The sequence below is a fragment of the Streptomyces sp. NPDC030183 genome (assembly GCF_055573455.1).
In genome coordinates, this window is record NZ_JBVIBK010000001.1 from 608,089 (window position 1) to 624,499 (window position 16,411).

1 protein-coding gene is annotated in these 16,411 nt (G+C 72.7%); it reads right to left on the bottom strand.

Annotation, left to right across the window (positions count from 1 at the left end; translation table 11 throughout):
• Positions 1–71: 71 nt before the first annotated feature.
• Complete coding sequence (locus ACZ4Z2_RS02655) at positions 72–16,406, bottom strand: amino acid adenylation domain-containing protein (protein WP_468071548.1); 16,335 nt, start codon at positions 16,404–16,406, stop codon at positions 72–74.
• Positions 16,407–16,411: the final 5 nt, after the last annotated feature.

The window sequence follows — 16,411 nt, forward strand, 5'->3', positions numbered from 1 at the left end:
GGGGCGTTCCTTGTGGGTGCGCCCCGGGGACGGATTCGCGGGGACCGGGGGGTGGGGGTCCCGCGAGGGGGTCAGGACGGTTTGCCGTCCCGGGCCTTGTCGAGCTCGTCGAGCTTGTGGCCGATGACTTCCGCCATTCCGGCGGCGTGCGCCGGAAGGCACATCTCGTGGTGGGTGCTGTGGACGTCGTACGCCGTCAGCTCGCCGTCGACGTACGGGGCCCACTGGTCCGTGTAGGGCGCCTCGGGGTTCAGCGTCGCGTTGAAGAAGAGCACGTCGCCCGTGAAGACCGGCGGTGTGAAGTCCTTCAGCAGTTCGACGTGGTGGACCACGAACTCCGACGAGGTCTCCAGGAGGCTTTCCTGGTCCGCCGCGCCGGCGTTCCCGCCGAGCTCTCCGACGAATGCGCCGAGGAGGGTGCGCACCTGGGCCAGTTCGAGTTCCGGGTCGTTCGCGAAGTGGCCGCTCGGTGCCGCGTCGAGAAGACCGAGGAGGGCGACTTCGTGGCCCCTGCGCTGGAGTTCCGCGGCCATCGCGTGGACGACCGCTCCGCCGAAGGACCAGCCGATCAGGTGGAACGGTCCCTCGGGCTGAATCGAGAGTATCTCCGTGACGTAATCCGTCACCAGGGATTCCAGCGAATTCGGCAGGGAACGCGACGGCGAACCCGACTCGGGGGAATGCCCGGCGGCCAGGTCCCGCACGGCGGACCACGCGGGCGACTGGATGCCGTACGCGGGCCGGTCGGCGGGCAGATGCCCGGCGAAGGACAGATAGGGCCAGGCGAGACCGCCGGTGAGGTGCACGAACCACAGCGGTTCACGGTCCCCGCCGGGCTTGATGGTCAGGACGCGGGCGAACGGGTCGGTGTTCTCCCCCGCCGCCTTCGTGCCGTGCGCGGCGAGCCCGGCCACCGTGGGCGCCTGGAACACCGCCCGCATGGGCAGCGGCCAGCCGAGTTCCCGGCGGACGCGGCTGACGAGCCGGGCCGCGAGGAGGGAGTGCCCGCCCAGGGAGAAGAAGTCGTCGTCGATGCCGACCTTCTCCAGGCCGAGGACCTCCGCGAAGAGGGCCGCCAGGGCCTCCTCCCGGCCGGTGCGCGGCGCCCGGTACGCCTCGCCGGTGAACTCGGGCTCGGGCAGCGCCCGGTGGTCGAGCTTGCCGTTCGGGGCGAGCGGCAGCCGGTCCAGGTGGACGAACGCGGAGGGGACCATGAACTCCGGGAGCCGCCGGGCCGTGTGGGCCCGCAGGTCGTCGGTGTCGAGGTCGGCGCCGGGCACCACGTAGGCGACGAGACGCCGGCTGTTCCCGTGCGGCTTCGCGACGACCACGGCCCGCTCGACGCCCGGGTGGGCCGTCAGGGCCGCCTCCACCTCGCCAGGTTCGACCCGGAAGCCGCGCACCTTCACCTGGACGTCACCGCGGCCGGCGTACTCCAGCTGCCCCTCGGTGTTCCAGCGGGCGAGGTCGCCCGTGCGGTACATGCGGGAGCCGGGCGGGCCGAACGGGTCGGCCACGAAGCGGTCGGCGGTCAGCTCGGGGCGTCCCCGGTAGCCGCGTCCGACGTTCCCCGCGACGTACAGCTCCCCCACGGCGCCCGGCGGTACCGGGGTGAGCCCCGGACCGAGGACGTAGGCCCGCATGTTGGCGAGGGGGGTGCCGATCGGGGCGCTGCCCGTGGCGTCGCCCACCTCGGCGAGGGTGGCGTAGAAGCTCTCCGTCTGGCCGTACGCGTTGATCACGCGCACGTCGGGGAAGACCTCCCGGACCCGGCGTACGAGTCCGGCGGGCAGGCCCTCGCCGGCGAAGACCAGGGTGTCGACGGTGGTGGTGCCGGCGAGCTGGTCGACGAGTTCGGCGAAGACGGACGGGACGGTGCTGATGACGGAGCCCTGCCAGCGGTCCCGCTCCCCCAGGGCGAGCACGTCGCGGACGATCTCGACGGTGCCGCCGTGGGCGAGGGTCGTGAACAGCTCGAACACCGACACGTCGAAGTTGACCGAGGTGCCCGCGAGCATCCGGCGGCCGGGCGCCATGCCCACCGGGCCGGCCAGCCGCAGCACGCCGTTGACCACGTTGGAGTGCGTGATCGCGACGCCCTTCGGGGTGCCCGTCGAACCGGAGGTGTACATCACGTACGCGAGGTTCTCCGGGTGGACCGGGCGGCCGAGGTCGGTGTCGTCGGCCGGGAGGACCAGCTCGTCGACGTACAGCTTCGGCACGGTCGTCGGGGGCAGTACGGACACCGTCCCCGAGTCGGTGAGGACCAGCTGGGGCCGGGCCTCGCCGAGGATGTACTCCAGGCGGTGGCTCGGGTACCTCGGGTCGATCGGCAGATAGGCGCCGCCTGCCTTCAGCACCGCCAGCAGGGCCACGGCCAGGCCCTCCGTACGGGGCATGGCCACCGCGACCACGCTCTCGGGGCCGACGCCGTGGGCGACGAGCTCCCGGGCGAGCCGGTTGGCCGCCGCGTTCAGCCCCGCGTACGTCAGCGTCGTGTCGCCGTACTCCACGGCCGGCGCGTCCGGGGTGGCCGCGACCTGCCGCTCGACCAGTCCGGCGACGGTCAGCGCCGGGGTGTCCGCCGGGGTGCCGCTCAGTTCGGCGAGCCGCTCGTGCTCGGCCGGTTCGAGGAGGTCGACGCGGCCCACCGGGACCGACGGGTCGGCCGCCATCTGCCGCAGGACCCGCACGAGCCGCCCGCCGAGCGCCTCGACGGTGTCCCGGTCGAAGACGCCCCGCTGGTACTGGAGGACCAGCTGGAGGTGCGGGTCGGCGGCCGCCATCACCGTCAGCGGGTAGTGCGTGCCGGAGAAGGGGCGGATGCCGGTGAAGGCGATCCCGGCGGCGCTGTTGGCGGAGTCGATGCCCTCCTTGTCCACCGGGAACGACTCGAAGACCACGAGGGTGTCGAAGAGGGTGCTCAGCCCGGTCGTCCGGTGGATCTCGCTCAGCCCGTGGTGATGGTGGTCCAGGAGCGCGGCCTGGCGCCGCTGGAGCCCGGTGAGCAGGTCGGCGAGGGTGTCGCCCGGGCCGTACTCGACGCGGACGGGCAGGGTGTTGATGAAGAGCCCGACCATCGAGTCCACGTCGGTCACCGTCGGCGGCCGCCCGGAGACGGTCGCGCCGAACACGACGTCCGAGCGGTTCGTCAGCCGGCCGAGGACGACCGCCCACGCGCCCTGCACGAGCGTGTTGACGGTGATGCCGAGTTCGGAGGCGCGGCGGTTGAGGGCGCGGGCCTCGTCGAGCGGCAGCCGTACGTCGAGCTGGCCGACACCGGGGTCACCGTCGTCCGTGGCCGGGTCCGCCTCCGCGTCGCCGGGCGGGGTGGGCGGTGCGAGGAGGGTGGGTTCCTCCACGCCCGCCAGTTCCGCCGCCCAGGCGCGGGCCGTCTCCGCCTCGTCCTGGCGGGACAGCCAGGTGAGGAAGTCCTTGAAACCGCGGGTGCGGGGCAGGACGGCCGGGTCGCCGGCGGAGCCGTACAGGTGGAGCAGGTCCTGCATGAGGATCGGGAAGGACCAGCCGTCGAACAGCACGTGGTGGGCGGTGAGGACGAGTTCGGAGCGGTCGTCGGTCATCCGGACCAGGGACAGCCGCAGCAGCGGCGGGGCGGCCGGGTCGAAGTGGGCGGTGTGGTCCTCGGCGAGGAACCGCTCGAACGCCTCCTCCCGCTCCCGCTCCGGGAGTGCGCGCAGGTCGACCTCCCGCCAGGGCAGGCGGACACCGTCCACGACCGCCTGGACCTGCCGGCCGGCCGAGTCCGTCACGAACGCGACCCGCAGGTTCGGGTAGCGGTCGAGTACGGCCTGGCCCGCGGCCCGCATGCGCACCGGGTCGACGCGTCCGGAGACGTGGAAGGCGATCTGCATCTGGTACGCGTCGTGTGCCGCGTCGTCGTCCAGGAGGGACTGGAAGAGCAGGCCCGACTGGAGCGCGGTGAGCGGCCAGACGTCGGTGAGACCGGGGTACGTCTCCTCCCACTGCTCGATGTCCCGCTGGGTCACGTCGACGAGGGGCAGGTCGGAGGGGGTGAGCCCGCCGGCCGTCGGGTCCTCGGTGACATGGGTGGTGATCGCCTTCAGGGCGTCCGCCCAGAGGGACATCAGGTCCTCGACCTCGGTGCGGGTGAGGACGCCGGCCGGGAAGCCGACGGAGGCGTCGAGCTGGGCGCCGAGGTCGGTGTCGATGACCGCCGAGTTGATCTCGACGGTGGTCATGGCGGGCATCCCGCCCAGGTCCGGCGCGAGGGCCACGTCGGGGAGCTGGGTCCAGCCGAGGTTGCGGAGGTCCTCCGGCATGTCGGCGGCGGAGAAGCGGCCGAGGTAGTTGAACCCGATCTGCCCGGCGGCGCCGAGAGCCTTGAGATCGGGCGCGGTGCCCTCGTTCAGGTAGCGCAGCAGGCCGTAGCCGAGGCCCTTGTCCGGGATGGCGAGGAGTTGCTCCTTGATGGATTTCACCACCGCGCCCGTCGTGGCGCCGCCCTCGAACGCCTCGTCCACGTCGAAGCCCGTCGTGTCCAGGCGGACCGGGTACATGCTGGTGAACCAGCCGATCGTGGAGGAGAGGTCGGCGCCGGGGACGACGTCCTGTTCGCGGCCGTGGCCTTCGAGGCGGACCAGCGTCGACGGCTCGTCCACCCCCCTGCCGCGGCGCCACCTGGTCACCGCGAGGGCGAGGGCCGTGAGGAGGGCGTCGTTGACGCCGCCGTGGAAGGCCGCCGGGACCTTCGTCAGGAGGGCCTCGGTGACCTCCACGGGGAGGCGGAGCGAGACGTGGTCCATGGTGGAGCGGGTGTCGGCGGCCGGGTCCAGCGGGCGGGAGCCCAGCAGCGGGTCGGGGCCGTCGAGGACGCCCCGCCACAGCTCCAGTTCGGCCGTGCGCTCCGGGGAGCCGGCCTCCTCGATCAGGGCGTGCGTCCAGCGGCGTACGGATGTGCCGACGGGCGGGAGTTCCGCCGTTCCGTTCTCCTTCAGCTGCTTACACGCCTCGGCGAGGTCGGGGAGCAGGATGCGCCAGGAGACGCCGTCGACGACCAGGTGGTGCAGGGCGATGAGGAGCCGGCCGGGGATCGCCGGGTCGGCCGGGTCGAACCACACGAACTGGGCCATCACCCCGGCCGCCGGGTCCAGTCGGCCGGTGGCCGCGTCGAGCTCGGCGGCGGCGTCGCGCAGCCAGGTCTCGTCCCAGGTCCCGTCGCAGGCGACGCGCCGGATCAGTGAGGCGGTGGCGGTGGAGCCCGCCGGGGTGACCTCCAGGCTCGCGCCGGTCAGCCGGGACCGGAGCAGGTCGTGGCGGTCGAACACGGCGTCGAGGGTGGCGACGAGGCCGGACCGGTCGATGCCGAGGGGCAGTTCCAGCGGGAGGGACATGGAGAAGCGGTCGAAGTCGCCGCCGAGTTCCAGCATGTACTGGGCGATCGGCAGCAGCGGCAGGGTGCCCGTGCCGCCGCCCTCGAACTCCTCCAGGAGCACGGCGGTGCCGGTGGTGCGGGCCACTCGGGCGAGTTCGGCGACCGTGCGGTGCTCGAAGATCTCGCGCGGGCTGACCTCGACGCCCTGGGCGCGGGCCCGGGTGACGACCTGGATGGAGCGGATGGAGTCACCGCCGACGGCGAAGAAGTCGTCGTCGATGCCGACCCGGCCGTGGCCGAGGACGTCGGCGTACACGGCGGCGAGGATCTCCTCCTCCGGGGTGCGGGGCGCCCGGTACTCGCCGCCGCTGAACTCCGGTTCGGGCAGCGCCTTGGTGTCGAGCTTGCCGTTCGGGGCGAGCGGCAGCCGGTCGATGACGACGAAGGCGGCCGGGACCATGAACTCCGGCAGCCGGTCGGAGACGAAGGAGCGCAGGTCGCGTGCGGTGAGTCCGGCGGTGAGGTCGAAGTCGGTGCCGCCGAGCTGTCCGGCGCCGTCCCCGCCCGTCCCCGCGTCGGCCGGGACCACGTAGCCGACGAGCTGCTTGGTCCTGCCGTGCTCGCGGACCACGACCGCCGCCTGCGCGACGCCGGGGTGCGCGGTGATCGCGGCCTCGACCTCGCCGGGCTCGATGCGGAAGCCCCGCACCTTGACCTGGGAGTCGGCGCGTCCCGCGTACTCCAGCTGCCCGTCGGCGTTCCAGCGGGCGAGGTCGCCCGTGCGGTACATGCGGGAGCCGGGCGGGCCGAACGGGTCGGCGACGAACCGCTCGGCGGTCAGGTCGGGCCGGCCGCGGTAGCCGCGGCTGACGTCACCGGCGATGTACAGCTCGCCGACCACGCCCACGGGTGCCGGGGTGAAGCCGGGGCCGAGGACATAGGCCCGCATGTTGCCGAGGGGGGTGCCGATGGGGGCGCTGCCGGTGCCGCCGGCCGCCACCGTGCCGTTCGCGGTGTGGGTGGTGGCGTAGAACGACTCGGTCTGGCCGTAGGCGTTGACGACGCGGACGCCGGGGATCTGCTCCCGCATCCGCTCCACCAGGGCGGTGGGCAGGGCCTCGCCGGCGAAGACGACCGTCTCGACGGTGAGGCGGCCGGCGAGCTGGTCGAGCAGCTCGGTGAAGGCCGACGGCACGGTGGAGATCATCGTGCCGTTCCAGCTGTCGCGTTCGCCGAGGACGAGGACGTCCCGGACGATCTCGGCGCTGCCGCCGACGCTGAGCGTGGTGAACAGTTCGAACACCGACACGTCGAAGTTGATGGACGTGCCCGCGAGGATCCGCGAGCCCTTCTTCACGCCGACCCTCGGGATCAGCCGCAGCACACCGTTGACGATGTTGTGGTGGCTGAGGGACACGCCCTTCGGCACACCCGTCGAGCCCGAGGTGTACATGACGTACGCCAGGTTCTGCGGGTGGGCGGTGACCGGCAGGTTGTCCGGGGAGCGGTCGGTGAGGTCGAGCCGGTCCAGGTACAGCTTGGGCAGGTCCGTCTCCGGGAGCACCGAGACCGTCCCGGTGTCCGTGAGGACGAGGGCCGGGGCCGCCTCGGAGAGGATGTGGTCCAGGCGGTGGCTCGGGTACTTGGGGTCGATCGGCAGGTAGGCGCCGCCGGACTTGAGGACGGCGAGCAGGGCGACCGCGAGGTCGGCGGTGCGCGGCAGGGACACCGCGACCAGGGTCTCGGGGCCGACGCCGTGGGCGACGAGTTCGCGGGCGAGCCGGTTGGCGCGGGCATTCAGCTCCCAGTAGGCGAGCGTGGTGTCGCCGGAGACGATCGCGACGGCGTCCGGGGTGGCGGCGACCTGCTTCTCGACGAGTTCGGCGACCGTGAGGTGCGGGGTCGGTTCGGCGGTGTCGTTGAAGCGGTGCAGCACCTGGTCGCGCTCGGCGTCGTCGAGGAGGTCGACCGCGCCGACACGGGCCGCCGGGTCGGTGACGAGCTGGCGCAGCACCCGCACGAACCGGTCGGCGACACGCTCGGCCGTCTCCCGGTCGAACAGGTCGGTGGCGTACTCCAGCAGGCCCTCGACCTCGCGTCCGTCCGGGCCCGTCACCTCGGTGAGGTTGAAGAACAGGTCGAACTTGGCGGTCCCGGTGGGCGTCGGCACGTACGCGACGTCCAGGCCCGGCAGGTCGAAGTCGGCCTGCGCGAAGTTCTGCCAGGCGAACATGACCTGGAACAGCGGGTGGTAGGCCGTGGACCGCTCGGGGTTGAGCAGTTCCACCAGGCGCTCGAAGGGGGCGTCCTGGTTGGCGTACGCGGCCAGGGCCTTGTCGCGGACCTGGGCGATCAGCTGCTCGAAGGTGGGGTTGGCGGACAGTTCGGCGCGCAGCACCCAGGTGTTGACGAAGAACCCGACCAGGTCGGCGAGGGCCTCGTCGGTGCGGCCGGCGATCGGGGAGCCGATCGGGATGTCGTCGCCGCCGCCGAGCTGGTGCAGCAGCACCGCGAGGACGGACTGCATGACCATCGACACGGTCACGTCGTGCTCGCGGGCCAGCTTCTCCACGGCGACGAGGAGGTCGTCGTCGATGCGGAAGTCGAGCATCTCGCCCCGGTAGCTCGCCTTCGGCGGGCGCGGCCGGTCCACGGGCAGCCTCAGCGGCTGCGGTACGGCGGCCAGTTCGCGCCGCCAGTACGAGGACTGCGCGGCGAGCACGCTGTCCGGGTCGGTGGCGTCGCCGAGCAGGTCCCGCTGCCAGAGCGTGTAGTCGGCGTACTGCACGGGCAGTTCGGCGAACTCGGGCGCGAGGCCCTCGCGGCGGGCCGCGTAGGCGGTGGAGACGTCCCGGATCAGCGGGGCCATGGACTCGCCGTCGCTGGCGATGTGGTGGATGAGCAGGGTCAGGAGGTGCTCGCCCGCCCCGACGCGCAGGATGCCGGCCTTGACGGGGATGTCGCTCGCCAGGTCGAAGTGGTGCCGGGCCGCGCGGGCGACCGCGTCGGCCACGCCGTCCGCCGCCACCTCGACGACCGGGACGGGGAGGCTGTACTGCCCCGGCTCCAGGACGACCTGGTACGCGGTGCCGTCCACGTCCTCCGCGTACACGGTGCGCAGGCTCTCGTGGCGGGCGACGACGTCCCGGATGGCCTCGGCGAGCGCCTCGGTGTCCAGGTCGCCGGTCAGCCGCAGCGCCATCGGGATGTTGTACGTCGCCGAGGGGCCCTCGAACCGGTCGATGAACCACAGCCGGCGCTGGGCGAACGACAGCGGCAGCTTCTCGGGGCGGGCGCGCAGGCGCCGCAGCGGCGTGCGGACGGTGTCGCCGGAGGACAGCCGGCCCGTCAGCTCGGCGACCGTGGGCGAGCCGAAGACCACCTTGATCGGGATCTCCACGCCCAGTTCGGTGCGGATACGGCTGATCAGCCGGGTCGCGAGGAGCGAGTGGCCGCCCAGGTTGAAGAAGTTGTCGTCGATGCCGACCTCGTCGACGCCGAGGACCTCGGCGTACAGCCCGGCGAGGATCTCCTCCCGCTTGGTGCGCGGCGCCCGGTAGGGCACCCCGGCGAACTCGGGGGCGGGCAGCGCGGCCCGGTCGAGCTTGCCGTTCGGCATCAGCGGCAGCCGGTCGAGGACGACGTAGGCGGCCGGAACCATGAACTCGGGGAGCTTGCGGGCCGCGTGGGCGCCCAGTTCGTCGGCGTCCACCGCGTCGGGCGCGGAGGGCACGACGTACGCCACGAGGACCTTGCCGGCGTTGGTGCCGCGCCCGTTGCGGGCGATCACCGCGGCCTGCGTCACCCGCGGGTGGGAGGCGAGGGCGGCCTCGACCTCGCCGGGCTCGATGCGGAAGCCGCGCACCTTGACCTGGGTGTCACCCCGGCCGAGGTACTCGATCTGCCCGTCCTCGGTCCAGCGGGCGAGGTCGCCGGTGCGGTACATGCGGGAGCCGGGCTCGCCGAACGGGTCGGCCACGAACCGGTCGGCGGTCAGGTCGGGCCGTCCGCGGTAGCCGCGGCCCAGGTTCCCGGCGACGTACAGCTCGCCGACGGCGCCCGGCGGCACGGGGGTGAGACCCGCGCCGAGGACGTACGCCCGCATGTTGGGCAGCGGCGTGCCGACGGGCGCGCTGCCCGTGCCGTCCCAGCCGGCCGCGTCGAACGTGGTCGCGTAGAAGCTCTCCGTCTGCCCGTAGGCGTTGACGATCCGGACGCCGGGGAACGTCTCGCGGACCCGGGAGACGAGCGTCGACGACAGGGCCTCGCCCGCGAAGACGACCGTGTCCATGGAGGTGCGGTCGGCGATCTGGTCGAGGAGCTCCGCGAACGCCGACGGCACCGTGCTGACGACGGCCCCGCGCCAGTGGTCGCGCTCGCCGAGGACCAGGACGTCCCGGACGATCTCCGCGGTGCCGCCGTGGACGAGCGTGGTGAACAGCTCGAACGCGGAGACGTCGAAGTTGATCGACGTACCGGCGAGGACCTTGGAGCCGGCCTGGACGCCCATGCGGGCGGCGAGCCCCAGCACGCCGTTGACGATGTTGGCATGGGTGATGGCGACGCCCTTGGGGGTCCCGGAGGAGCCCGAGGTGTACATCACGTACGCGAGGTTCTGCGGGCGGACCGGGCGGCCGAGGTCGCTGTCGTCGGCGGGCAGGTCCAGCTCGTCGACGTACAGCTTCGGCGTGTCGGTGTCCGGCAGCACGGCGACCGTCTCCGCGTCCGTGAGGACCAGGGTCGGGCGGGCCTCGCCGAGGATGTACTCCAGGCGGTGGCTCGGGTACTTGGGGTCGATCGGCAGATAGGCGCCGCCCGCCTTCAACACCGCCAGCAGGGCGACAGCCAGCTCCGTCGAGCGCGGCAGGGACACGGCGACGACGGTCTCCGGGCCCACCCCGCGGTCGACGAGGAGCCGGGCGAGCCGGTTGGCGCGGGAGTTGAGCTGCTCGTACGTCGTCCGGGCGCCCTCGTGGACGAGCGCGATCGAGTCCGGGGTCGCCGCGGCCTGCTTCTCGATGAGCCGGGTGACGGTCGTGTCGGGGCGGGGCGCGGTGGTGCCGCTCAGCTCCAGCAGACGGTCGTGCTCGGCCGGCTCCAGCAGGTCGACCAGGCCGACCGGCAGGCTGGGGTCGTCCGCCAGCTGCCGCAGGACGAGGGCGAGGCGGGCCGCGTACGACTCGACGGCGGCCCGGTCCAGGACGTGCTCCTGGAACTGGAGGGCGAGCCGCAGGTGCGGGTCGGCGTCCGCCATCACGGTCAGCGGGTAGTGGGTGCCCGTGGAGGGGCGGATGGTGGTGAAGGCGATCCCGGCCGCCGCGTTGGCCTCGTCGAGGCCGGCCCGGTCCACCGGGTACGACTCGAAGACGACCAGGGTGTCGAAGAGGGTGCTGAGGCCGGTGCTCTGCTGGATCTCGCTCAGACCCTGGTGGTGGTGGTCGAGCAGCGCGGCCTGCCGCCGCTGGAGCGCGGTGAGGACGTCGGCGAGGGAGTCGCCGGGGGCGTACTCGACGCGGACGGGCAGCGTGTTGATGAACAGGCCCACCATCGAGTCGACGTCCGGCACCGCCGGGGGCCGCCCGGAGACGGTCGCGCCGAACACGACGTCCCGGCGTCCGGTGAGCCGGCCGAGCAGCACCGCCCAGGCGCCCTGCACCAGGGTGTTGACGGTGACGCCCAGCTCCGAGGCGCGGCGGGTGAGCCTGCGCACCTCGTCCAGGGGCAGCGGCACGTCGACGGAGCCGATGCCCTGGCTGCCGGTGGCGGGGGCGCTGCCCCGCACGAGCAGGGTGGGCTCCTCGACGCCCTCCAGTTCGCGGGCCCAGGCCTGCCGGGACGCCTCGTGGTCCTGGCGGTCGAGCCAGGTGAGGAAGTCCTTGAACCCGCGGACGCGGGGCAGGACCGAGGGGTCGCCGCCGGAGCCGTACAGGTGGAGGAGGTCCTTCATCAGGTGCGGGAAGGACCAGCCGTCGAAGAGGACGTGGTTGGCGGTGAGGACCAGCTCGGAGGTCTCGCCCGTCATCCGGACGAGGGTCATGCGGAGCATCGGCGGGACCGCCGGGTCGAACGCCTGCGCGTGGTCCGCGGCGAGGAACCGCTCGAAGGACTCCTCGCGTTCCTCCTCCGGGAGGTGGGTCAGGTCGATCTCCCGCCAGGGGAGTTCGACGCCGTCCACGATGACCTGGGCCTGGCGACCGGCGGAGTCGGTGACGAACGCGGCCCGCAGGTTCGGGTGCCGGTCCAGGACCGCCTGGCCGGCGGTGCGCATGCGCTCCGCGTCGACCTCGCCGGTGACGTGGAACGACATCTGCATCTGGTAGGCGTCCCACGAGTCGTCGTTCAGCATCGTGTGGAACAGCAGGCCCGACTGGAGGGCGGTGAGCGGCCACACGTCGGTGAGGCCGGGGTAGGTCTCCTCCCACCGCTCGATGTCCTGCTGGGTGACGTCCACGAGGGGCAGGTCGGAGGGGGTGAGACCGCCGGCGTCCTCCTGGCCGGCGTGCCGGGCGAGGGCGGTCAGCGCGGCGAACCACAGGTCCACCAGCTCCTCGACGTCCTCCTTCTCGAAGAGGGTCGCCGGGAAGCCGATGCTCGCGTCCAGCCGCGCGCCGTCCTCCGTGTCGACGACCAGGGAGTTGATCTCCAGGGACGACATGGCGGGCATGTCCTCGTCGAGGGGCGCGGAGAGCTCGCTGAGCTGGGTGAAGCCGAGGCCGCGGAGGTTCTCGGGCATGTCGGCGGAGGAGAAACGGCCGAGGTAGTTGAACCCGATCTGGCCGGTGGAGCCGAGCGCGTTCAGGTCGGCCGCGGTCGTCTCGTTCAGGTAGCGCAGCAAGCCGTAGCCCAGGCCCTTGTCCGGGATCGACAGGAGCTGTTCCTTGACGGCCTTCACGGCGGCCCCTGCCGCCTTGCCCCCCTTGAACGCCTCGTCCAGGTCGATGCCCGCGACATCCAGGCGAACCGGGTAGAGGCTGGTGAACCAGCCGATCGTGGAGGACAGGTCGGCGCCGGGGACCACGTCCTGTTCACGGCCGTGGCCCTCCAGCTTGATCAGGGTGGAGGACTCGTAGACGCTCCGCGCGCGGCGCCACCTGGCGACGGCCAGGGCGAGGGCCGCGAGGAGGCCGTCGTTGACGCCGCCGTGGAAGGCGGCCGGGACCGTGGTGAGCAGGGCCTCGGTGACGTCGGCGGGGAGCTGCACGCGGACGAAGTCGAGGGAGCCTCGGGTGTCGACGGCCGGGTCCAGCGGTCGGTGGGAGAGCAGCGGGTCGGGCCCGTCGAGGACGCGCTTCCACAGGTCCAGCTCGGCCGTGCGCTCAGGGGAGCGGGCCTCCTCGATCAGGGCGTGCGTCCAGCGGCGTACGGACGTGCCGCCGGCCGGCAGCTTCGCGCGGCCCCGCTCCTTGACCTGCTGCCAGGCGGCGGCGAGGTCGGGCAGGAGCACGCGCCAGGAGACGCCGTCGACGACCAGGTGGTGCAGGGCGATGATCAGGCGGCCGGGGGCCTCCGGATCGGCCGGGTCCAGCCACACGAACTGGGCCATCACCCCGGCGGCCGGGTCCAGGCGGCCGGTCGCCGCGTCGAGTTCGGCGGCCACCAGCTCGTCCTCGGCCCGAGAGCCGTCGCAGGCGACGCGGCGCAGCAGGGTGCCCGCGTCCACGGTGCCCGGCGCGCCGACGATGATCCGGCGGGCCCCGGCGTCGAGCCGTGAGCGCAGGATGTCGTGGCGGTCGAGGACGGCGTCGAGGGTGGCGACCAGGCCGGCGCGGTCGATGCCGAGCGGGAGTTCGGCGAGGACGGCCATGGAGAAGCGGTCGTGGGAACCGCCGAGTTCGAGCATGTACTCGGCGATCGGCAGCAGCGGGAACTCACCGGTGCCGCCGCCCTCGTACTCCTCCAGGACCACGGAGGCCGACGACTGCTCGGAGGCGACGGCGGCCAGCTCCGCGGCCGTCCGGCGCTCGAAGATCTGCCGGGGGGTGACCTCGACGCCCTGGGCGCGGGCACGGGAGACGACCTGGATGGAGCGGATGGAGTCGCCGCCCACGGCGAAGAAGTCGTCGTCGACGCCGACGCGTTCGAGGCCGAGGACCTCGGCGTACACCTCCGCGAGGATGCGTTCGCGCTCGGTGCCGGGGGCCCGGTAGGCGCCCGCGGTGAACTCCGGCTCGGGCAGCGCCTTGCGGTCGAGCTTGCCGTTCGGGGCGAGCGGCAGGCGGTCGAGGACGACGAACGCGGACGGGATCATGAAGTCCGGGAGCCGCTGCCCCACGAAGGCCCGCAGGTCGGCGGTCTCGACGCCGGCACGCAGGTCGGTGCTGGTGGAGTCGCTGCTGTAGGCGGGCACGACATAGCCGACGAGCTGCTTGGTGGTGCCGTGGGCGCGGGCGACGACGGCGGCCTGGGCGATGCCGGGGTGCGCGGTCAGCGCGGCCTCGACCTCGCCGGGCTCGATCCGGAAGCCCCGCACCTTGACCTGGGTGTCGCCGCGGCCGAGGTACTCCAACTGGCCCTCGGCGTTCCAGCGGGCGAGGTCGCCCGTGCGGTACATGCGGGAGCCGGGCGGCCCGTACGGGTCGGCCACGAAGCGGTCGGCGGTCAGCTCGGCGCGGCCGTGGTAGCCGCGCGCCACGTTGCCGGCGACGTACAGCTCGCCCGCCACGCCCTGCGGTACGGGGGTGAGGCCGGGGCCGAGGACGTAGACGCGCATGTTGCCCAGCGGGGTGCCGATGGGCGCGCTGCCCTCGCCGTGCCAGCCGCGGCTCTCGTCGATGGCGAACGCGGTGGCGTAGAAGCTCTCGGTCTGGCCGTAGGCGTTGACGATCCGTACGTCGGGGAACGCCTCGCGGACCCGGGCGGCGAGCGTCGAGGAGAGCGCCTCGCCCGCGAAGACGAGCGTGTCGACGCTGGTGGTGTCCGCGATGTGGTCGACCAGCTCGGCGAAGACGGACGGGACGGTGCTGACGAGGCTGCCGTTCCAGCCCTCGCCCCGGGCCGCGCGCTCGCCGAGGACGAGGACGTCGCGGACGAGTTCGACGGCGCCGCCGTGGGTGAGCGTCGTGAAGATCTCGAAGACCGACACGTCGAAGTTGATGGAGGTGCCCGCGAGGGTCCGCGAGTCCTTGCCCATGTCGACGCGCTCGGCGAGCTGGAGGACACCGTTGACGATGTTGTGGTGGGAGAGGGAGACGCCCTTCGGGGTGCCCGTCGAGCCCGAGGTGTACATGACGTACGCCAGGTTGTGCGGGTGGGCGCCGCCGACGAGGTTGCCGTCCGGCCGACCGGACAGGTCCAGCTCGTCGACGTACAGCTTCGGGGCGTCCGTCTCCGGCAGCACGGAGACCGTCGCGGAGTCGGTGAGGACCAGGTGCGGGCGGGCCTCGCCGAGGATGTACTCCAGGCGGTGGCTCGGGTACTTGGGGTCGATCGGCAGATAGGCGCCGCCGGACTTCAGCACCGCGAGCAGCGCCACCACGAGGTCGAGGGAGCGCGGCAGGGACAGCGCGACGACCGACTCGGGGCCGACGCCGTGCTCGACGAGGACGTGGGCCAGCCGGTTGGCGCGGGCGTTCAGCTCGCCGTACGTCAGCGTCGTGCCCTCGTGGACGACGGCCTCGGCGTCGGGGCTGAGGGCGACCTGCTCCTCGACCAGCCGGGTTAGGGTGACCATCGGGGTCTGCTCGGCGGTGGCGTTCATCTCGACGAGGAAGCGCCGGCGCTCGGCCGGGTCCAGGGTGTCGACGGCGCCGACCGGGAGGGCCGGGTCGGCCATCAGCTGCCGCAGGACGCGCACGAAGCGGGCGCCGACGGACTCCGCCGTGGACCGGTCGAACAGGTCGAGGGCGTACTCGATGGTGCCGCGCGCGCCCTGCCCGTCGGGGTGCCGGGCGATGTTGAACTCCAGGTCGAACTTGGAGGTCTTGGTGTCGAGCTGCTCGAAGTCGAGGCGGGCTTCCAGGCCGGGCAGGTCCAGCTCGGGGCGGGTGATGTTCTGCCAGGCGAACAGCACCTGGAACAGCGGGTTGTAGGCGGTGGAGCGCTCGGGGCTGAGCCGGTCCACCAGCATCTCGAAGGGGGCGTCCTGGTTGTCGTAGGCGTTCAGGGCCCGCTCGCGGACCTGCTCCAGGACGTCCTCGAAGGCGGGGTTGCCGTCCAGGCGGACGCGCAGCACCCAGGTGTTGACGAAGAAGCCGACCAGGTCGGCGAGGTCCTCGTCGCCGCGGCCCGCGATCGGGGAGCCGATCGGGATGTCGTCGCCGCCGCCGAGCTGCTGGAGCAGCACCGCGAGGACGGACTGGAGGACCATCGACACGCTCAGCCCGCGCTCGGTGGCCAGTTCCTCGACCTGGGCGAGGAGTTCGGGCTCCAGTTCGAACTCGACGGTGTCGCCGCGGTGGCTGGCCACCGACGGGCGGGTGCGGTCCAGGGGCAGCTGGAGCGGCTGCGCCAGGCCGGCCAGCTCGTCCTCCCAGTGGGAGAGCTGGCGGGAGACCATGCTGTCAGGGTCGTTCTCGTCGCCGAGCAGCTCACGCTGCCAGAGCACGTAGTCCGCGTACTGGACGGGCAGTTCGGGGAACTCGGGGGCGCGGCCCTCGCGGCGGGCCCGGTAGGCGAGGCTGAGGTCCCGCAGCAGCGGGGCGCCGGATTCGCCGTCGGCGGCGATGTGGTGGAAGAGCAGCAGCAGGACGTGCCGGTCCGGGGCCTGCCGCAGGATGCGGGCGCGCACCGGGATCTCGGCGTACAGGTCGAAGGTGTACGAGACGGCCTCGGCGATGGCCTCGGGGAGCCGCTCGGGCTCGACGTCCACGACGGGGATGTCGGGCCGGATCTCCTCCGGCGGAAGTATTCGCTGGTAGGGGACGCCGTCCTCGTCGTAGAGGATCGTGCGCAGGCTCTCGTGGCGGCCGATCACATCGATGATCGAGGCGGCGAGGGCGCGGGTGTCGAGCTCTCCGGTGAGGTGGAGGGCGAGGGGCACGTTGTAGGTGGCAGAGGGGCCCTCGAAGCGGTCGATGAACCAGAGCCGACGCTGGGCAAACGACAACGGGATCACTTCGG